Origin of the sequence: Methylocystis parvus OBBP (assembly GCF_027571405.1) — a bacterium.
GTDB classification, from domain to species: domain Bacteria; phylum Pseudomonadota; class Alphaproteobacteria; order Rhizobiales; family Beijerinckiaceae; genus Methylocystis; species Methylocystis parva.
The window spans coordinates 230,261-249,227 of record NZ_CP092968.1 but is presented as its reverse complement, the minus strand read 5'-3'; the positions used below and the strand labels follow the sequence as shown (position 1 = coordinate 249,227).

The following is an 18,967-nucleotide window of genomic DNA, read 5'->3' as shown; positions in this document are numbered from 1 at the left end:
GCCGTTCTCCTTCAGGTCACGCCGCGACGCGACGGCCGCGATTCATCAGGGCGAAGGGCGCGCCGCTCAAGAGCACGTCGAGCGCCGCGAGGCTTTGATGTTTGCCGTTCACAGAGAGGCGGGGAAGCGCATGCAAATGGCGGCGATGCTCGGGGAAAATCATCCCCGGCCGCGTTGTGACGGCGCTCTCGAAACCGAGCGTCGCCGCAAGCCGGAATTCGCGCGCGCCGGCCGAGGTCGCGTCTCCGACGGGATAGCAGAAATGCGTCGGCGTCACGCCCGTCTCCTGTGCGATACGGTCGCGGCTTTCCGCCATCTCGCGACGAGCGGCGCCCTCGTCGAGCTTGGCGAGGCGCGGATGGGTGAGCGAGTGCGCGCCGATCGTCGCAAGTTCATGGCGCGCCAGCCCTGCGATCGCCCCCCAGTCGAGGCAGGCCTCGGCCGTCAGGGCTTGGGAGTCGACGCCCGCCTGCGCCGTGAGCGCCGCTGCGACCTCCAGCAATTGCGCTTCGCCGCCGTCGCGTATGGCCCAATAGATTTCCCCGAAGGCCGCGCTCTTCTCGGCCGCCGTTGCGCAGTCGCGCATGATGCGCCGGCCGCCGACGTCGATCTCTACCCGGGAAAGGCGTCGCATCGCCTGTTCCATTTCGAGCCACCAGAGCCGCGCGGCGCGATCAGCGAAGCCGGCCGTCACATAGGCCGTGAAGGGCGCGCGCCGCCGCTCCAGTATGGGGAGCGCATGTTCCACGAGGTCGCGATAGCCGTCGTCGAAAGTGAGCGCGACGAAGGGCCGCCCCGTCGACTCTTCCCCGCGAAGGCGCCCGAGCGCGGCGTCGAGCGAGAGGATTTCGTAGCCGCGAGCGCGCAAATGCCCGAGAAGATTGTCGAGAAAATCCGGCGTAATCTCCAGGCCCGCATTCGGCGCGAAAGCTTCGCCGGGATTCGGCCTGACGCGGTGGAACATGAGGATCGCGCCAAGGCCGCGCGTGAAGGGAGCGGCGAGCCGATGCGCGCCGCTCGCCTGAAAGAGCCGCATGCCGGCGCCGATCGCCCGCTCCCGCCAACTTGCCATGGAACCCCCGAAATACGCGCTCGAAACCCTTCCAGGATTTAAGATCAAGTTTCTAACTATCTGTTATGCAGCTCGTGGGAGATTTAGGCGCGAGGCTTACGGGATACGGAGGTTGGGCCCTCCCGGCGGGACGCTCGAAAGCCTGGAGGATGAGTTTTGCCGGTTCTGACAGAAATTCCTGTCCGAGCGACGACCGACGCGTTCCCGCGTCTGTCGGACGCGCGGGACTTGTGGCTCGAACTGTCCGAACGCGCGGCGATCAGCCCTTATCAGACATATTCCTTCGCCTCCGCCTGGTTCGAAACGATCGGCCGGGCCGAAGGCGTGCGGCCCTTCATCATCGTCGAACGCGACCATCTGGGGCGCCCGCGCGCGCTTCTGCCGCTATGCGTCCAGACCCGGGCCGGCTGCGACATCGCGCAGTTTCTCGGCGGACGGGAAAGCAATTTCAATCTTCCCCTCCTCGCCCCGGGCGCGCGCTACGATGGGGCCGGTTTGCGGGCGCTGCTCCTCAAAGCCGCGCGCGCCGCGCAATCCGTTCCTGATCTCATTTATTTGCGCAATCAGCCGCGCCGCTTCGACGCATTCGACAACCCCCTCGCCTTTCCCGACGCGCGCCCGAGCGCCAGTTTCGCCTACGGGACGACGCTTCCCGCGCGGGTCGAGGAACTCGCCGCGCGCCTGTCGAAAGACGCCCGGAAAAAGTTGAAGAAAAAGGAAGCCCGCCTCGCGGAAATGGGCGCGCTATCCTATGAGCACGGCGTCGCGGGGACGCGCGCCCTCGACGTCATCGAGACCCTGATCAGGCAGAAAACCGCGCGCTTCTCCGATATGGGCGTCGTGGATTCGTTCGAACGGCGCCGCGTTCGCGCATTCCTCGATCGGCTCCTGGATCAAAAGGGCGACGGCGCCCTCGAATTGCATGCGCTCTCGGTCGGCGGGCGCATCGCGGCGACCTATGCGGGAATCGTCCGCGGCGGGCGCTTTTCGGGAATGCTCAATTCTTTCGAGATGGATGAAGAGCTGGCGCGCTCATCGCCCGGCGATCTTCTATTGCATGCGCTGATGCGCAATCTCGTTTCGCGAGGGATGACCCATTTCGATCTTGGAGCCGGCGAAGCGCGCTACAAGAACGCCGTCTGCGACGAAACGATCGAGCTGTGCGACGTCATCATGCCGGTGTCGACGCGCGGAATGGCGCTCGCCCCGGCCTTCTCCGCCTATCTCCAGCTCAAGCGGCGCGTGAAGCAGAATCCGGCGTTGTCCGGCGCGTATTTCCGCGCAAAGCGCCTCGCGACGCGCGCTGGATAGGCGCGGCGGCGTTCAGGCCGCGACCAGACCATCCAGACCCTGGACGTCTTCGAGCAGATGCGCGTCCGCGCCTTCCTGCGCGAGCCGCGCGCGCAAATCTTCCGCCGCCGCGTCTCCGCCAAGGACGAAAGCGAGATCGACATGCGCGGCGAGTCGCAGCGCCTGATCGGGCGAAGCCGCAAAGACGATGAAATCGTAAGTATGCGCCAGCGCCGTGACGATGAGCGAAAGCTCGTATTGCTCGTCGCCCGCAGCGATCCCGCCGGGCAGCACATGCAGACGCGAGCCGACGTCGCGGTGAATGACTTCGGCGAAATCCGCGACGCCCGCCGAGAGATCGGCCATGCCCTTGGGCGCGCCGCCCGGCGAATGCACCAGCGCGTCGAAAGCCCTCGCGCCGGGGTCCGCCGCCGCGAGAAGCGTGCGGCCGCGCCGGGCGAGATTGCGCGCGAGCGCGATCGCCGTTTCCGCCGGCTTGCCGTCTTTTTCGCAGGGCGTCACCAGCACCTTCACGCAGCTTTGCGCGGCGCGGGCGCTGTCGATTCGATGGATGACGTCGGGTGCGGTCTGGGCCGGGGGCGGCGCGACGGGCGGCGCCGCCGCTTCGACCGTCTCCGCCAAGCGCTCGGCCGGGGCGGCGGAGCGCTCCTGCGCCGCGATGCGAACAGGCTCCGGCTGCGGCGCGTCGAGCGGCGCCGCGGGCGGCGCGACCCGGGCTCTGCCCGTGAGCAATTCGCCGGCGACGATCGCGCCCGTCGAGAGGATCAGCGTCGCAAGCGTGGCGAATGCGGCGATCGGCAATTTCTTGGGAAAGGACGGGAGTTGCGGGGCGAGGCCGCGCTGGATGATGCGGGCGTCGGCCGGCGTCGCCTTCACGCGCTCGCGCGCCAGCGCCTCCTGATATTTCGCGGTCTCGGTCTCGAGCTGATCCTTCAGGAGACGGGCGGCCCGCTCGAGGTCGCGCAGCTTCACCTCCTCGGCGCCTGCGGCGCCGGCGACGCGTTTCTGGTCGTCGAGAACCTTGGTGAGATTTTCGACGCGGACCGAGGCGATCCGGGCCTCGTTCTCCAGCGTGCGCGCCGTGCGTTCGGCGGCGGCGCGCCACTGCATATCGAGATCGTGGAGCTGCGCTTCCAGCTCCTTGATGCGCGGATGCTGAGGAAGAAGCGTGCGGGATTCGAGCGCCAATTGCGCGCGCAAGGCGACGCGCTGCTCGAAGATGCGCCGCATCACTTCATTGTTGGCGACGTCCGGAATTTCGCCGATGCGGTTCTGCCGCAGCATATCGCGCAGAATATTCGCTTTCGCCTGAGCGTCGGCCTGCACGCCGCGCGCATTCGAAAGCTGATTGTTCAATTCGCCAAGCTGCTGCGTCGGAATGACGGTATTGTTGGCGCCGACGAGCAGCCCCGTTTTGGCGCGGTAATCCTCGACTTTCGCCTCCGCTTCCGCGACGCGGCCATGTAGATCGGAGACAAGCGTCGCCAGCGACTGCGCCGCCGTGCGCGCGATGGAGCGCTTCGCCTCCTGCTGCATCTCTATATAGGCGTCCGCGACAGCGTTGGCGCCGCGCGCCGCGAGGTCTGGATTGCGGGAGGAAAATTCGATCGAGAGGACGCGGGTCTTGGTCGGAGACAGCACCGACAGCTTTTCCCCGAACTTCTCGAGAATGCGGTCTTCCGGCGACATCTGCGTCGGATCGCGCTGCAGGCCGAGCAGGACCATGACGCGCGTCAGCGCGCCCATTCCGTTCGCCAAGGAATCGAATTCGACGTTGCCCTGAAGGCCGAGCTGCTTGATCACGCGCCGCGCGAGATCGCGCGAGGTAAGCAGCTGGATCTGGCTCTGCACGCCCTCGGCGTCGGGGCCGTTGGCGTCGATGCGCTCGCCCTTGTCGACGCGCGCATAGAAATCGTCCTGGTTTTCGAGCAGGAGGCGAGCTTCGGAGGTGTATCGCGGCTTGACGACATTGACGAAGACGAGCGCGCCCGCCAGCGCGACCAGAGTGGGCCCGATGACCCACCAGCGCTTCTTCTTCAGCGCACGGCCGACATGCGACAAATCGACTTCGTTTGTCACCGCCTCCGTCTCTATGGGAATATCCGCGCGCATCGCTTCTCCGAGGTGCAACCCCGGCGTGATAACGCAATTATGGTTTAGGGCTGGTTAAGCGGTTCAGGTCAAAGTTTGTTAACCATGAAACAATAAAACCAGATCGTCGCCTTATGGCGGTCAACCGATTTGCTACAACTCACGGAACAAAAATGGCGAAGCCAGTCGCCTCGAAAAAGGCCGCCTGCAAGACGCTCACCTTGGCGATCGCGATGACCATGGGCGCTTTCTTGACCGGTTGCGCGGCTCCCGGGTCGTACAAGCCGGAGCTTTTCTCAGCTTCCGCGTACGAGCCCTATACGCTCGCCGCGGGCGACCGGCTTCGCGTCATCGTCTTCGGACAGGACGCCCTTTCCAACGCCTATGCGGTCGACGGAGCCGGCCGCATCGCCATGCCGCTGATCGGCTCGGTCCCGGTCCAGGGCCTCACCGTGCCGGATGTCGAGCGCGAGATCGCCGCGCGGCTTCGCAACGGATTCGTGCGCGAGCCGCGCGTCTCCGTTGAGGTGGAGGCGTTCCGCCCCTTCTTCGTGCTGGGCGAAGTCACCAATGCCGGCCAATATCCTTTCGTCGAGGCCATGACCGCCCGCACCGCGATCGCGATCGCCGGCGGATTCGGCCCGCGCGGCTATCAGGGCGCGGTCGATCTCACGCGCGTCGTCGACGGCTATCCCGTCACCGGCCGCGTGCCGCTCGACACGGCCGTCCGCCCCGGCGACACGATTACGGTTCGAGAACGGATTTTCTAAAGAAGCGAGGTTGTTTTTGGCCGCGGTCGACCATCAGGACGCGACGGACGATGCGGCGAAGCCTTCGGGATTGCGCATCCTCCATGTCATGCGCGCGCCGGTCGGCGGGTTGTTTCGTCACGTCGGCGATCTCGCGCGCGCCCAGGCCGAGGCCGGCTGTCAGGTCGGCCTCGTCGCCGATTCCCTGACGGGGGGAGCTTGCGCCGGCGACAGTCTCGACGAGCTTTCGCCTTTTCTCGCCCTCGGCGTCACGCGCCTACCCATGCGGCGGCTCCCGCATCCGGACGATCTGCGCATCGCCTGGCGCGTGGCGGCGCTGGTTCGCGAATTGTCGGTCGACGTCGTGCACGGCCATGGCGCGAAAGGCGGCCTCTACGCCCGGCTGCCGGGTCTCGTCCCGATTTTTCCGCGTCCCGCGCGGCCCCTCGCCCGCGTCTACACGCCCCATGGCGGAACGCTCCATTTCCGCGCCGACGCGCTCGACGGAAGAGTTTTCTTTACCGCTGAGCGCATAATGGGCCGCGTGACGGACCTTATACCCTTCGAGAGCGATTATGCGCGGCGGCGTTTCATCGAAACGATCGAGCCGCCCAGCGCATTCGCGCCCGTCGTGCATAATGGCGTCTCGCCCTGCGAATTCGCGCCCGTGATCCCTGCGCCGGACGCAGCGGACTTCGTGTTCATCGGCGAGATGCGCGTCTCCAAGGGCGTCGAAGACCTGCTGCGCGCCTTCGCCTCGCTGCCAAAGAATCTGCGTCTCGCTCTTGTCGGCTCGGGCCGGGACGAAGGCGCGTTTCGCGCCATGGCGCGGCGGCTCGGCCTCGATGGCCGCGTGGCGTTTCTGGATCGCATGCCGGCGCGAGCCGCGCTCGCGCAGGGGCGAATTCTCGTGGTGCCGAGCCGCGCCGAGTCGCTTCCCTATATCGTCCTCGAAGCGATCGCCGCCAAAGCGCCGGTCGTCGCGACGAATGTCGGCGGGATACCGGAGATTTTCGGCGCGCAGGCGGCGCGACTCGTCGAGCCCGGCGATCCCGGCGCGCTCGCCGCCGCCATGCGCGATGCGCTCGAGACAAGTCCCGCGGCTCGCGACGCGCTCGCGGCGGAGATGGCCGATTTCGTGAGGAAGGGCTTCACGATTCAATCGATGAACGAGGGCGTCCTGCGCGGCTACCGCGCGGCGCTCGCAAGCGTGCGGCTACAGACCGTCGCCGCAAACTGAGGAACGGGAGTAAGCAAATGTGCGCTTTCGCCGTTGGCGACATGAAGGGCGTGCCTCCTGAAAAGAACGGGAGCGGCCCGGAAAAAAAGCCGCTCAGTCCGACCCTCGCCGAGATCGCCAGCAATGGCGCGCCGGGCAAGGCCTATTCGCCGATCGTCCTCGCCGGGCTCGTTCGCCTGGTCGAACTGCTGACGCTGTTGGGCGCCGGCCTGTTCATCCACGAAATTTACGTCGCGGCGAATTGGGGGCGCTCGCTCGACTATTATCTCGTCATGCCGACCATGGCGCTCTCCGCCATCGTCGCGCTGCAATCGCTCGGCCTTTATTCAACGGCGGCGTTCCGGGCTCCGATGCGCAACGGGCTGAAGATCGCGGCGGCCTGGTCGCTGGTTTTCGTCGCCGCGCTCATCGTGCTCTTTTTCTTCAAACTCGACGATTCCTTCTCGCGCGTCTGGCTGCTGAGCTGGTACGTTACGGGCCTCGCGCTGCTGGCGGCGGAGCGCCTGGCTTTGTCCCTGATCGTCCGGATGCTGACCCGGCAGGGCAAGCTCGACCGCCGCACCGTCATCGTCGGCGGCGGCGAATTGGCCGATCCGGTGCTGCGGGATCTCGCCGCGCAAAATGACGGCGACCTGCAGATCCTCGGGCTTTTCGACGACCGTACGGACAAGCGCTCGCCCGACGTCGTCGCGGGCTTCCCCAAGCTCGGCACGATCGACGACCTCGTCGAATTCGCGCGCCACACCCGCATCGATCTCGTGATCTTCGCCCTGCCGATCTCCGCGGAGGGGCGTCTGCTGCAAATGCTGCGCAAGCTCTGGGTGCTGCCGATCGACATTCGTCTTGCGGCGCACACCAACAAGCTGCGCTTCCGCCCGCGCTCTTACTCCTATATCGGCAACGTTCCGGTGATCGACGTCTTCGACAAGCCGATCGCCGACTGGGACGTCGTCGTCAAATATGTCTTCGACAAAATCGTGGGGACGATCTGCCTCCTCCTGCTCTCGCCGGTCATGGCGCTCGTTGCGCTCGCCGTGAAGCTCGACTCGCCCGGCCCCGTTCTCTTCAAACAGGTGCGTCACGGCTTCAACAACGAGAATATCGAGGTCTACAAATTTCGCTCGATGTATGTCGACAAGCTCGATCACTCGGCGACCAAGCAGGTGACGCGGGGCGATCCGCGCGTTACGCGCGTCGGCCGCATCATCCGCAAGACCTCGCTCGACGAACTGCCGCAGCTCTTCAACGTCGTGTTCAAGAGCAATCTCTCGCTTGTCGGCCCGCGCCCGCACGCCGTCGTCTCGCGCGCGGCGGATCATCTCTATGACGAGGTGGTGGACGGCTATTTCGCCCGCCACCGCGTCAAGCCCGGCCTCACGGGCTGGGCGCAGATCAATGGCTGGCGCGGCGAAACCGATACGCCGGAAAAGATCCAGAAGCGCGTCGAATGCGACCTCTATTACATCGAGAACTGGTCGATCTTCCTCGACGTCTATATTCTCGCTCTGACGCCCTTCGCCCTGATCAAGGCTGAAAACGCCTATTGAGGGCGGAAAGGAAAGCGCTGGCGTGAAAACTCCGTCAATCGTCGCGACTGTCGCCGCGCTTCAGGGCGCGGCCGGCGTCGCCCTTGCGGCGGCCGCGGCCCATGTCGACGCCAACCCGCTTCTCTCGACCGCGAGCCAATTCCTGACATTGCACGCCGCCGCCGGCCTCGCCCTCGCCGCCCTGGCGCGGACGGCGCCGGCCTATCCGCGGTTCCTGTCCGCCGCGACCTTTCTACTTCAGGCCGGCGTGACGCTCTTCTCGGCGGACCTCGCCGCCCGCGTCTATCTCGGCGGGAAGCTCTTTCCCTTCGCCGCGCCGATGGGCGGCTCGGCGACGATCCTGGCGTGGTTGGCGCTCGCCGTCTGGGGCGCGCTGGGAATCGCACGGCGCGGCTAGACTGCGGCCAAAAAGCAACAGTCGAGAGAGATTCGCAACCACCGCGCGCTATTGCTGGACTCGCGCGGCGAACGGCCGCACCATCGTCACATGTCTGTCTCGGACGCGCCACATCCCCATACTGGCGGCGCATCGAGCGATGCGACGCAACGGCCGGGCGACCCTCTGCTCGGACGCCGGGTTCTGATTGTCGAAGACGACCCTTTCATCACGCTCGCTCTGGAAGAGACGCTCTCCGAATTCGGCCTCGTCATCGCCGGGACGGCGCGGACCGTGCCGCAGGCGGTAAGGCTGGCCCAGACCATCGCCTTCGACCTTGCGCTGCTCGACGTCAATATCGGAGACGACCGCATCGACCCGGTCGCGGACATCATCTTCGCGCGGAAAATTCCCTTCGTCTTCACGACGGGATGCGGCCGCGCCGGACTGCCGGAAGCCTATCCCGAGCAGGCGATCGTCGAAAAACCCTTCTATGTCGAAGAGATACTCCGAACGCTGCGCGAGGAGCTGGCGCCTTTCAAAAGTGATTGAATTTCAGACTATTTGGCTTGAAGCCCAAGCCGAACTATTTTATTCTGCGCGCAGAAAATTATTAATTTTCTCTTAACGTGAGCGCGTTCCATGTCTCCGAGTCATCAGACGGCCGCGAGCCGCAACGCCCGTTTCGCCCGTGCGCGATCCGCTATTTCCCTCGGCGCCGCTTTCGCACTTTTTTGTGCAGTATTCACTGGATACGACCTCCGCGCCAGCCGGGCCGCCGGCGGCCTCATCGACGAGCTTTTCGGCCCCTCGGCCCAGCCTCATAAGCTCTATTACGACGGCTATGCGCCGCGATCCGAGGTCTCCCCACGGGAAGGAGGCCGACGCGCGCGGCATGCCAGGAAGGCCCGCGCGCATTACGCCCAGGCGCGCAGACAACTCGTCGAGCGGCGAAAATTCGCCCTGGCCCGCCGCGCGGCGCCTGTCGAGCAGCGGCGCGGCGGCGCGGTGGAAGCGCTGTCCCCCACGCGCAACGCCAGCTTCAAGGTGGCGGCCTCGAGCGGCGCCGTCGGCGGCGTGAGCCGGCGCGCCGTCTGCGTGCGCGCCTGCGACGGCTATTATTTCCCCGCTCTTGCGGTCTCGCGCGCCTCGCAGCTCGCGGCCCAGCAGGCGAGCTGCGAGAAGCTTTGCCCCGGCGCGCAATCGACGCTGTTCGTCTTCCCGGAAGGGTCCGACAAGGTGGACGAGGCCAAGGCGGCGAAGAGCGGCGAAACCTATGCGGCGCTTCTCGCCCGTCTGGATCTGAACGACTCCCGCGCCAAGAGCTGCTCCTGCCAGACCGAGGCGACCGCCGCCGCCGCGACCCGCGCGCTGCTGACGGACTCGACCCTGCGGCCGGGCGACTCGGTCGTCACGCCGCAAGGGGTCCGGATCGTTCGCCGTGGAAGCCGCTTTCCCTTCAAGGAGACGGATTTCCTGTCGCTGGCCGAAAGCGGGAATGTGCCGCTCTCCAACAAGAGCGCGCTCTACGCGATCGAGAAGGCGCTGAAGACCCCGCAAGGGCGCCTCGCGGTCATGAATGGCGAGCGCCGCCACGGCGGGCGGCCGAAATCGACCCTCTGATTGGGCGCGTCGCCACTTTCTCGCCGCGCTTCCCCGCAAGAAGCGGTGAGAGGTAGGCGTAGGAGAGAAGCGTTTGCGCCCGAAGGAGAGCGATCCTTCCAGTGACCATCGGCCCGCGGCCGATGGCGGCGGGCGCAGGCGCGCGCGCATATTGCGCTGGATTGTCCTGGCCTTTGTCGCCGTCATCGGCATCGCAGCGGGGCTCGCGCCCTGGCTCTACTCGCCAACCGTCGCCAAGTCGGCCCTCTACGCCCAGCTTCAAAACGCCACCGGCCTCTATGTCGCCGCTCGGGGCTATCCCCGACTCGCGCTCACGCCCCGGCCTCACATGACCCTCGAAGGGGTTGTCTTCGCCGACCGCAACGGCGCGCTGGTGATTGAAGCCGAACAGCTTCACGGCGTCCTGAAACTGCTCCCTTTGCTTACGGGACGCCTCGACATAGACGGCGTGGCCCTGGTTCGCCCGCGCGCCCGTCTCGATCTCGATCGGACCGTCGACGCGCCTGGAGCCGCCGCGCGCGCCGCGGCCGCGAAACCGGCCAGCGTCGAAGCGCAGACGACCGACGGTTTTCGCCTCGGCGTTTTGACTATCACGGACGGGGCGTTGCGCGTGCGGCGCGGCGGCGCGGAATATGCGGCGGAGAAAATCGAGGGCGCGCTGGACTGGCGCAAGATCGGCGAGCCGGCCCTCCTGACCGGCGTCTTCGACTGGCGCGGCGAACGCCTGCAACTTTTGGCCTGGATCGCGCGTCCCGGCCTTTTCCTTCGCGGCGACCCTTCCGTCGTCACGGCCCGGCTCGACGGCGAGACTCTGCGGCTCGAGGCGCAGGGCGTCGCGCAGACCCTTCCCAGGGCGCAATATGCGGGCCGCGTCGCCGGTTCGGCGGCGTCCGTGCGCGAAGCCTTGAGGCTCTTCAATATTGACGTTCCCCTGCCCGGCCCCTTCAGCGGCGCGCAATTTTCGGCGCAGGCGGCGCTGAACGCCCGTGAAGCGGCGCTCAAGGATTTGCACGTCCTCGTCGACGGCAACGCCTTTGACGGCGAATTGACGGTGCGGAACGAAGACGGACGGCCGAATGTCTCGGCGACGCTGAAAAGCGAATTCGTGGCCTTGAAGCCGATGTTCGCGGACGCGCCCGCCCTTGTCGGCCCGGACGGCCAATGGAGTCACGAGCCGCTCGAACCGCCGGACCTCGGCGGCGCCGACGTCGATCTTTGGCTCGCCGCGGCCCATGCCCGCCTTGGCCGTCTGATGATCGACGACGCCGTGCTCGCCGCGACGCTCCGGGACGGCGCGCTCGACCTGTCGCTCCCCGAGGCGCAGGCTTATCGCGGCCGGTTGAAGGCGCATGCCAGCTTCAAGCCGGCCGGCGACGGCGGGCTCGCGGTCCACGCCACGACGCAAACCACCAATGTCGACGCGCGCGCTTTTCTCTGGGACGCCTTCGGCAAAGAGGCGGTCGGCGGCTCCCTGACCTCGACGCTCACGCTCGACGCCTCAGGCGCGACGATCGCCGACCTTACGAAAAATCTGTCCGGTCGCGCGACTCTCGCCTTGAAGGACGGAGAGATAGCCGGCGTCGATTTCGAGCGCGCGTTGCGCCGCTTCGAGAAGCGGCCTCTGGCGAGCGCGCAGGACATTCGTTCGGGAAGCTCGACGGTCGACCGCGCCAGCGCGACGCTTCTGTTCGAAAATGGCGTCGGCGCGCTGCAGGAGGCGGCCGCCTATGGACCGGGCTTCGCATTGAGTCTTACGGGCGACGCTAATTTCGCGGAACGCAGCCTCGCCCTGAAGGCGGCGGCGCGAGAAGCCGACGGCGCCGGCAAGCCGCGCGAAAAGGGTTTGCAAATGGTCTTTGATCTCGCCGGGAGCTGGGACGACCTGACGCTCGCGCCCGATCCCCAAGCCTTCATCCGACGCTCGGGCGCGGCGGCGCCCCTGCTGCCCGAGCCGCCTGGCCCTGAAAGCGGACGCGCGAATTAGACGGTCTCCGTTTCGCGCCCGGCCTCCTCCAGCAGCTTCATCAGGGAGTCGGGAATGTCGAGATAGCGAAAGCGCCGCAGTTCGAAGCCGATGCCGACAAGCCCCCAGGGTGGCGTATAGGTTTCCCAGGGAGGAATTTCGGTCAACACGACGACGAATCCGCCATCTATGGCGGGAGCAATCCGTTCGACCGTATAGATCGCGCCCTTTCGCAGGCCGCCGTCGCCATAACGCCCGGGACCGGCCTCGACGCAGACAATCTCCGTGCCCGGAGGGGTGTCGGGGCTAATCATCTTGCTTCCTCATCGCCTGGGGCGACGCGCGCGCCGCGCCCTCTCACGCTATTATGGAGAGCGCGGCCGCCTCGGAAACAAGACGCTGATCGTTCAGAAGGCGCCGATCACCAAAGCTTGAGAAAGCCAAAAAGGCCCTTTTTCAGCTTCTTGCGGTCGAGCGCCGCAAGTTCGTCATAGACCTTGCGCGCATTGGCGCGCAGCTCGAGAAGCTGTTCGTCCGGCACCTCGAAATTGACGGCGGCGAGACGCAGTTCTCGGCGGGCGTTGTCGAGCCGGGCCTGGGCGTCGGCAATCAAAGCGTGAAGCATCGTTCCCCCTCTCCTCGTACGCAAAAAAACGCTGCGCCGATGCGGCGGCGCGCCGGATCTGACGCGTGACCTCGCCAGTCTGAAAGCTTCGCTTATTTTATAGGCGGATTTTGCCGCGATGGGAATGGAGGCCTCGTCCGGATTCGAACCGGAGTACAAGGATTTGCAGTCCTCTGCGTAGCCACTCCGCCACGAGGCCGTCCCGGCGAAACGCCGAGCGCTTCGCCTGCGACCGCTCTTACAGGAGGTCGCCGGGAGGGGCAAGAGCATGTGTCGCCGTAATGCGACCGGGATCAATCGGAGGCGCGCGACGTCCATGTGGCGTGGGCGACGCTGTCGAGCTTGCCCAGCGCGTCGACGATGGCGTCGAGCTCCTTCGCCTCGACGCTGGTGGCCGCGAGCTTTGCGACGATCTCGACGCCCTCCTCCCGCTCGCTCTCGCGAATGTCGAGCGCCGGATATTTCGCGGCCTCCAGCCGCTCCTCGACGATTTCGCGCACCGCGTCCCGGCTTCCATCGTCCGTCGTAACGCGAATCTCGAACGTCGCCTCAGTCTGGCTCTCGTCGATCGGCGCGCGCTCGATCATATTCACCAGCGGCCGCAGGAATGTGTTGCCGGCGAGAACGAAGGCGCAGAGCAGCGCCGCCTCCGCCGGATGGTCGGCCCCCGCAAAGGCGCCCGTGACGGCCGAGCACCAGATGGTCGCGGCCGTGTTGAGGCCGCGAATATTCATGCCCTCCTTCAGGATCACGCCCGCGCCGAGAAAACCGACGCCCGAGGCGACATAAGCGAGCACCTGAGTCGCCCCCTGATTGCCCATGAGCCGCATGCCGAGATCGACAAAGGCCGAGGCCCCGAGCGCCACGAGGGCGTTGGTGCGCAGTCCCGCGTTGCGCTGCCGATATTGCCGCTCCGCGCCGATCAGCGTACCGAGCAGAATCGCGATGAAGAGAGAAATGAATGTGTTGAGCAGTTCGTCGGGGTTGAAACTAGTCAGGGCGGCCATGACGTCTCCAGGCTCAATAAAGGCGGCCGTCCTTATGGAAGAACGTCCAGCGCCCGTCCGCGCTGAGGCGCGCCTCCAGATCGTCGGCCGGATAGGTCCCGTTATCTCCGGGCGCGCGATCGCCGATTTCGAGGTAAAGCGCGTCTGTGTCAGTTCGATTGACGAGATGGTGGGCGGCGCCGCCCGCCGGAAAGCCGGCGCACATGCCGGGCGAAAGCTCGACCTCGCCGTCTTCCGTCACAAGAGTGGGAGCCCCTTCGAGGATATAGACGAATTCGTCCTGACGGCTGTGGCGGTGCAGAAGGGCCGACTGAGCGCCGGGCGCGAGGCGGGTGAGGTTCACGCCGAAATTGGCCAGCCCGAAGGCGTCGCCCAGCGCCCGCTTCTCCCGCCCTGCAACCCGTGCGGCGAAGGGCTCCGGATAATTGGAGGGGCGGCTGCGAGGCGCCACGGCGGAGGCCAGGATCGCAAGCTTCCTGCGCTCATTTACTTTATCCATGCCGCTCGCTCCCCTCGGCGTCTCCCGGCCCCAATTTGACAGGCGCCGCCCATTCTGACCATCTTCCGCCCCGCCGCGCCGGGCACGGCGCCCAGTTGGAATTGTCGCGAATGAATGTCGTCATCGTCGAATCGCCGGCCAAAGCCAAGACCATCAACAAATATTTAGGCCGCGATTTCAACGTCATCGCCAGCATGGGCCATGTCCGCGACCTGCCCGCCAAAGACGGCTCGGTCGATCCGGACGCAGACTTCGCCATGGTCTGGGAGATGGATGCGCGCGGCTCCAAGCGCGTCACCGAGATCGCCCAGGCGGTCAAGGACGCCGACAAGGTCATTCTCGCGACCGACCCGGATCGCGAAGGCGAGGCCATTTCCTGGCACCTCATCGAAATTCTGAACAAGAAGAAGGCGCTCAAGGACAAGAAGATCGAGCGCGTCGTCTTCAACGCCATCACCAAGGACGCGGTGCGCGACGCCATGGCGCATCCGCGCCAGATCGATCAGGCGCTGGTCGACGCCTATCTCGCCCGCCGCGCGCTCGACTATCTCGTCGGCTTCACGCTCTCGCCCGTGCTGTGGCGCAAGCTGCCCGGCGCGCGCTCGGCCGGCCGCGTGCAGTCGGTGGCGCTGCGGCTCGTCTGCGACCGTGAGCTAGAGATCGAGAAATTCGTCGCGCAGGAATATTGGTCGCTCGTCGCGCATCTGAAAACCAAGGCCGGGGAGCCCTTCACGGCCCGCCTCGTCGGCGCGGACGGCAAGAAGATCACCCGCCTCGACATCGGCAAGGGCGAGGAGGCGGAGGACTTCAAGAAGGCGCTGCTCGCGGCGGCTTTCACCGTGCGCTCGGTCGAGGCGAAGCCGGTCAAGCGCCATCCCTACGCGCCCTTCACCACCTCGACGCTGCAACAGGAGGCCTCGCGCAAGCTCGGCCTCGCGCCGGCCATCACCATGCGCATCGCGCAGCGCCTCTATGAGGGCGTCGATCTCGACGGCGAGACGGTGGGCCTCATTACTTATATGCGAACCGACGGCGTCGATATGGCGCCCGAGGCCGTGGCGGGCGTTCGCAAGGTGATCGCCAAGGAATATGGCGACCGCTTCGTGCCCAATGCGCCGCGCAAATATTCGGCCAAGGCCAAGAACGCGCAGGAAGCCCATGAGGCCATCCGCCCGACCGACGCCGCGCGCCTGCCCAAACATGTCGCCAGATATCTCGAGCCCGATCAGGCGCGGCTTTACGAACTGATCTGGACGCGCACCGTCGCGAGCCAGATGGAGTCGGCCGAGCTGGAGCGCACGACCGTCGATATCGACGCCAAAGCGGGCGCGCGCAATCTGGAGCTGCGCGCCACCGGTCAGGTCGTGCGCTTCCCCGGCTTTCTCGAGCTCTATCAGGAAGGCCGCGACGATGATGGCGACGAGGAAGGCGGCCGTCTGCCCGCGATGAAGGCGGGCGAGCCCTGCACGCGCGAGAAGATCGACGCGACGCAGCATTTCACCGAGCCGCCGCCGCGCTTCACCGAAGCGACGCTGGTGAAACGCATGGAGGAGCTCGGCATCGGCCGCCCCTCCACCTACGCCTCGACTCTCGCGACGCTGCGCGACCGCGACTATGTGCGGCTCGACAAAAAGCGCCTCATTCCCGAGGACAAGGGCCGTCTCGTCGTCGCCTTTCTGGAGAGCTTCTTCTCGCGTTATGTGGAGTTCGACTTCACCGCCTCGCTCGAAGAAAAGCTCGATCTCGTCTCCAATAATGAGATCGACTGGAAGCAGGTGCTGCGCGACTTCTGGCGCGATTTCTCGGCGGCCGTGAACGAGACCAAGGATCTGCGCACGACGCAGGTGCTCGACAGCCTGAACGAGCTGCTCGGTCCGCATATCTTTCCCGCCAAGGAGGACGGCTCCGATCCGCGCCTCTGTCCCGCCTGCAGCGCGGGCCAGTTGTCGCTGAAGGTCGGAAAGTTCGGCGCCTTCATCGGCTGCTCGAACTATCCCGAATGCCGCTATACGCGCACCCTCTCGCCGCCGACCGGGGACGCCGCCGCTGACGCGCGGCCCGGCGTGAAGGTTCTGGGGCAGGACCCCGAGAGCGGCGCCGAGATCACGTTGCGCGACGGCCGCTTCGGCGCCTATGTGCAGGAAGGCGAGCAGGAGGAAGGCGGCGAAAAGCCCAAACGCGCTTCGCTCCCCAAAAACATCAAGCCGGAAGATCTCACGCTTCAGCAGGCGCTCGCGCTGCTCTCTCTGCCGCGCGAAGTCGCCAAGCACCCGACGACCGGCGAGCCGATCGTCGCCAATATTGGCCGTTTCGGACCTTACGTTCAGCACGGCAAGACCTACGCGAATGTCGGGCGCGACGACGACGTGCTGACGATCGGCGCCAATCGCGCCATCGACCTCATCGTTCAGAAAGAGTCCGGCGGCGGCGGTTCGCGCTTCTCGCGCGGCGGCGATTCCGGTCGCAATCTCGGCGACCATCCGGAAGGCGGCGCGGTGACGGTGAAAGCCGGACGCTTCGGTCCTTACGTCAACTGGAAGAAAGTCAACGCGACCATCCCCAAGGATGTCGACCCCGCCTCTCTGACGCTCGAACAGGCGCTGGAAATGATTGCCGCGAAGGCGGCTGGCGGCGGCGGCTCGACCGGCGGGCGCGTGCTCGGCGAACATCCTGACGGCGGCTCGATCACCGTGCGCGCGGGACGCTTCGGGCCTTACGTCAATCTCGGCAAGGTCAATGCGACTCTGCCGAAGAGCATGTCCGCCGAGGATGTGACGCTCGAAGACGCGATCAAGCTCATCGATGAAAAGGGCGGCGCGCCGAAAAAGAAAGCGCCAGCCAGGAAGGCGCCCGCCAAGGCGAAGAAGGTCATCGAGGACAGCGACGAGACGCCCTTCGCCGACGCCAAGCCCGTGAAGAAAATCGCGGCGAAGAAAAAGGCGGCTGTGAAGAAGGCGGCCGCGTCGGCGAAAAAACGCGGGACTGCGTGAGGCGCGCAGACGATGGGCGGCGAAACAAATAAAGACGCCGCCCCGGTTACCCCGGAGCGGCGTTTATCTGTTTCAGTCCAAGCGGTTTATTGCGACAGCATCACCTAATTTATCGGTTGGACGAGGCGCAGCTTGCCGAGACCGATGCCGATGGACGAGAAGGCCGTGTTGAGCTGATCGGCGTTCTCCGCCTTGAAGTAGTGATCGGTATTGGTCGCGCAGCTCTGCAGCAAGGCAAGGCCCTGCGCGTCGATCGGATCGCCCTTCGTCGAGAAGCCGATCGTGAATATCTCTACGCCCGCCGCCTTGGCGTTGGCGCAAGCCTCGCGCGTCAATTCGTCCTGCATGTCGCGCGAGTCGTCGTGATAGTCCGTGCGACTGTTGGCGGCGGCCTTCAGCTTGTTCTGATAGTTGACGCCGTCGCCCTTCGAGCCGTCGGGGAAGCGATCGTTTTTAGTTCCATTATAGCTGTAATAGCCCAGCGCCTGATAGGTCGATCCCGTCACAGTATTGGTCTGACTGGCCCAATTGTTGAAGCCGTCCGTCATGAACACCATGATCTTGCGATTCGCGGCGGTCGAATACGGCCGGCCGGCGGCGAAGGGCGCGTTGGGCGAAATCGTGCGCCAACCCCACATGAAGCCTTCATGCAGATTGGTGTTTCCGGCTTCCACCAGCGCGGAGATCTTGTTTGTCACCGTTTTCTGCGTCGCTGTGAGCTGCATCAGCGTTTGCGTCGAGGGATCGGGACAATATTTGTTGGGATCGCCGCTTCCAGATTTCGACGTCGCTTTGTATTTGCAGGTGTGCGTCAGCTTATTCCAATCGCCGCTCGCCGTATCGCTGCAAATGCTGCTGCTGCTGGGATTGTCGGTCAGATAGCTGTTCGAATAGTTGCTGTCGGGCTCGTCCGACTCCAGATAGGGAACAAACAAGGTCTCCGCATCGCTCGAGCTCGGAGCGACGTCATTGACGTTGTTCGGATATTTCGGCTGCTCGAGGCAGCCCTGCCAATCCCAGGACGATTTGATCGCCTTGAGCTTTGTATAGATATCGAAGCGGCTGGTGAAGCCCGCGGCGGTCGCTTTCGTCTTGCCGCCGAAAGCAACCCAGTGCTGCGAATTCGCCCCGGTGGTGTCGATCCATGACAGCGTCCGGTTGGCCGCGACCGTCGGATCGAGTGCGACGACCCCCGCCGCGAAGGGCGTGATCGAGAACTTCACATTTTGAGACTTGGAAAACATCGTCTTCACGAAGCTCGTCGCCGCACTCTGCAAGGCCTGCATCTTGCTGACGCCACCGGCGCTCGACGACATCGAGCCCGAATTATCGAGGACCAGCGCGATTTCATAGGTCGCGTTGGGATCGACGCCGCCCGCGAGATTGGCGCAGGCGGTCGTGCCCGACGTCATGTTCGCAATATGCGCCATCTGCATGAAGGCGTTCGGAATCGTCAATTGCGAAGAGGCGCAGAGCGTCTGCTTGTCGGCGCTGATCGTGACGCCGGTGATCGTCGCGCTGGCAAGCTGGCGGTTGGCGTTCAGGAGCACCTGCACCTGCTTCGTCGCCTGGTCGACGGTCGTATTGCTGGTCATTTTGGAAGCGGCGGCGAGCACGGCGGAGTCCGTTCCCTGCTGCAGCTCGGCGTGCGAGATGGCGAGGCGCGTATAATCCGTCGCAGCGCCCATCATGAACATGACCGGCACGAATGCGAGCCCGAAAATCATAAAAGTATTACCGCCTTCGTCTGAAATGAAATTGCGCTTGACGAATCTGCGCGAGTTGACGGTGGAAGCCATTTTATCCCCCAAAACTAAGTAGAATCCCTCGCATCGCACGAGAGTTCTCCTGACCTCGGGGACAAGCTAGGGGCT

16 protein-coding genes and 1 tRNA gene are annotated in these 18,967 nt (G+C 65.3%); 9 read left to right on the top strand and 8 right to left on the bottom strand.

Features of this window, described 5'->3' with window-relative positions; genetic code table 11:
* Window positions 1–16: 16 nt before the first annotated feature.
* The gene (locus MMG94_RS01195; RefSeq protein ID WP_016918969.1) at window positions 17–1,072 is read right to left on the bottom strand and encodes a polysaccharide deacetylase family protein; all 1,056 of its coding nucleotides are present in this window, start codon (window positions 1,070–1,072) and stop codon (window positions 17–19) included.
* 156 nt (window positions 1,073–1,228) lie between these two features.
* On the opposite strand from MMG94_RS01195, the gene MMG94_RS01190 reads away from it, so the two are divergent.
* Window positions 1,229–2,383 (top strand): GNAT family N-acetyltransferase, encoded by a 1,155-nt coding sequence (locus tag MMG94_RS01190; protein WP_016918970.1) that lies wholly within the window; start codon window positions 1,229–1,231, stop codon window positions 2,381–2,383.
* A 12-nt stretch (window positions 2,384–2,395) separates the two neighbouring features.
* Here MMG94_RS01190 and MMG94_RS01185 read toward each other — a convergent pair whose 3' ends face one another.
* Window positions 2,396–4,495: a GumC family protein gene (locus MMG94_RS01185; RefSeq protein ID WP_016918971.1), complete on the bottom strand. Its 2,100-nt coding sequence runs from the start codon at window positions 4,493–4,495 to the stop codon at window positions 2,396–2,398.
* A 212-nt stretch (window positions 4,496–4,707) separates the two neighbouring features.
* Here MMG94_RS01185 and MMG94_RS01180 point away from each other — a divergent pair, with 212 nt between their 5' ends.
* The 7 genes from MMG94_RS01180 (at window position 4,708) to MMG94_RS01150 (ending at window position 11,993) form a co-directional block, all read left to right on the top strand.
* Window positions 4,708–5,244, top strand: coding sequence for a polysaccharide biosynthesis/export family protein (locus MMG94_RS01180; protein WP_026016103.1), 537 nt, complete (start codon window positions 4,708–4,710; stop codon window positions 5,242–5,244).
* A gap of 10 nt (window positions 5,245–5,254) precedes the next feature.
* Window positions 5,255–6,463: a glycosyltransferase gene (locus tag MMG94_RS01175; protein WP_016918973.1), complete on the top strand. Its 1,209-nt coding sequence runs from the start codon at window positions 5,255–5,257 to the stop codon at window positions 6,461–6,463.
* A gap of 17 nt (window positions 6,464–6,480) precedes the next feature.
* Window positions 6,481–8,010: an undecaprenyl-phosphate glucose phosphotransferase gene (locus MMG94_RS01170; protein ID WP_016918974.1), complete on the top strand. Its 1,530-nt coding sequence runs from the start codon at window positions 6,481–6,483 to the stop codon at window positions 8,008–8,010.
* 22 nt (window positions 8,011–8,032) lie between these two features.
* Entirely contained in the window at window positions 8,033–8,407 is a 375-nt protein-coding gene (locus tag MMG94_RS01165; protein WP_016918975.1) for a DUF423 domain-containing protein, read from the top strand.
* 90 nt (window positions 8,408–8,497) lie between these two features.
* Window positions 8,498–8,938, top strand: coding sequence for a response regulator (locus MMG94_RS01160; protein WP_020372419.1), 441 nt, complete (start codon window positions 8,498–8,500; stop codon window positions 8,936–8,938).
* 90 nt (window positions 8,939–9,028) lie between these two features.
* Entirely contained in the window at window positions 9,029–10,009 is a 981-nt protein-coding gene (locus tag MMG94_RS01155; RefSeq protein WP_026016105.1) for a DUF2865 domain-containing protein, read from the top strand.
* A gap of 151 nt (window positions 10,010–10,160) precedes the next feature.
* Window positions 10,161–11,993, top strand: a complete 1,833-nt coding sequence (locus tag MMG94_RS01150) for an AsmA family protein (RefSeq protein ID WP_244415246.1) — start codon at window positions 10,161–10,163, stop codon at window positions 11,991–11,993.
* On the opposite strand, the gene MMG94_RS01145 is transcribed toward MMG94_RS01150, so the two are convergent.
* From MMG94_RS01145 to MMG94_RS01125, 5 genes are all read right to left on the bottom strand, one after another.
* Window positions 11,990–12,286 carry a hypothetical protein gene (locus MMG94_RS01145; protein WP_016918978.1) on the bottom strand — a complete coding sequence of 99 codons (297 nt, stop codon included), beginning with the start codon at window positions 12,284–12,286 and terminating at the stop codon, window positions 11,990–11,992. The genes MMG94_RS01150 and MMG94_RS01145 overlap by 4 nt on opposite strands.
* A 107-nt stretch (window positions 12,287–12,393) precedes the next feature.
* Window positions 12,394–12,597, bottom strand: coding sequence for a hypothetical protein (locus tag MMG94_RS01140; RefSeq protein ID WP_016918979.1), 204 nt, complete (start codon window positions 12,595–12,597; stop codon window positions 12,394–12,396).
* 125 nt (window positions 12,598–12,722) lie between these two features.
* Window positions 12,723–12,796, bottom strand: a tRNA-Cys gene (locus MMG94_RS01135).
* A gap of 94 nt (window positions 12,797–12,890) precedes the next feature.
* A complete protein-coding gene (locus MMG94_RS01130; protein WP_016918980.1) occupies window positions 12,891–13,604 on the bottom strand; it encodes an MgtC/SapB family protein in 714 nt (237 codons plus the stop codon).
* 13 nt (window positions 13,605–13,617) lie between these two features.
* Window positions 13,618–14,103: a cupin domain-containing protein gene (locus MMG94_RS01125; protein ID WP_016918981.1), complete on the bottom strand. Its 486-nt coding sequence runs from the start codon at window positions 14,101–14,103 to the stop codon at window positions 13,618–13,620.
* A 110-nt stretch (window positions 14,104–14,213) separates the two neighbouring features.
* On the opposite strand from MMG94_RS01125, the gene topA reads away from it, so the two are divergent.
* Window positions 14,214–17,093, top strand: coding sequence for a type I DNA topoisomerase (gene topA / locus MMG94_RS01120; protein WP_016918982.1), 2,880 nt, complete (start codon window positions 14,214–14,216; stop codon window positions 17,091–17,093).
* A gap of 104 nt (window positions 17,094–17,197) precedes the next feature.
* On the opposite strand, the gene MMG94_RS01115 is transcribed toward topA, so the two are convergent.
* Window positions 17,198–18,892 (bottom strand): TadE/TadG family type IV pilus assembly protein, encoded by a 1,695-nt coding sequence (locus MMG94_RS01115; protein ID WP_016918983.1) that lies wholly within the window; start codon window positions 18,890–18,892, stop codon window positions 17,198–17,200.
* Window positions 18,893–18,967 lie beyond the last annotated feature (75 nt).

What these genes read in the sequence shown, in the direction of transcription:
- MMG94_RS01115 (WP_016918983.1), bottom strand. Translation starts at nt 18,892, where the DNA reads ATGGCTTCCACCGTCAACTCGCGCAGATTCGTCAAGCGCAATTTCATT.
- MMG94_RS01125 (WP_016918981.1), bottom strand. Translation starts at nt 14,103, where the DNA reads ATGGATAAAGTAAATGAGCGCAGGAAGCTTGCGATCCTGGCCTCCGCC.
- MMG94_RS01195 (WP_016918969.1), bottom strand. Translation starts at nt 1,072, where the DNA reads ATGGCAAGTTGGCGGGAGCGGGCGATCGGCGCCGGCATGCGGCTCTTT.
- MMG94_RS01180 (WP_026016103.1), top strand. Translation starts at nt 4,708, where the DNA reads ATGACCATGGGCGCTTTCTTGACCGGTTGCGCGGCTCCCGGGTCGTAC.
- MMG94_RS01160 (WP_020372419.1), top strand. Translation starts at nt 8,498, where the DNA reads ATGTCTGTCTCGGACGCGCCACATCCCCATACTGGCGGCGCATCGAGC.
- MMG94_RS01145 (WP_016918978.1), bottom strand. Translation starts at nt 12,286, where the DNA reads ATGATTAGCCCCGACACCCCTCCGGGCACGGAGATTGTCTGCGTCGAG.
- topA (WP_016918982.1), top strand. Translation starts at nt 14,214, where the DNA reads ATGAATGTCGTCATCGTCGAATCGCCGGCCAAAGCCAAGACCATCAAC.
- MMG94_RS01140 (WP_016918979.1), bottom strand. Translation starts at nt 12,597, where the DNA reads ATGCTTCACGCTTTGATTGCCGACGCCCAGGCCCGGCTCGACAACGCC.
- MMG94_RS01185 (WP_016918971.1), bottom strand. Translation starts at nt 4,495, where the DNA reads ATGCGCGCGGATATTCCCATAGAGACGGAGGCGGTGACAAACGAAGTC.
- MMG94_RS01130 (WP_016918980.1), bottom strand. Translation starts at nt 13,604, where the DNA reads ATGGCCGCCCTGACTAGTTTCAACCCCGACGAACTGCTCAACACATTC.
- MMG94_RS01170 (WP_016918974.1), top strand. Translation starts at nt 6,481, where the DNA reads ATGTGCGCTTTCGCCGTTGGCGACATGAAGGGCGTGCCTCCTGAAAAG.
- MMG94_RS01155 (WP_026016105.1), top strand. Translation starts at nt 9,029, where the DNA reads ATGTCTCCGAGTCATCAGACGGCCGCGAGCCGCAACGCCCGTTTCGCC.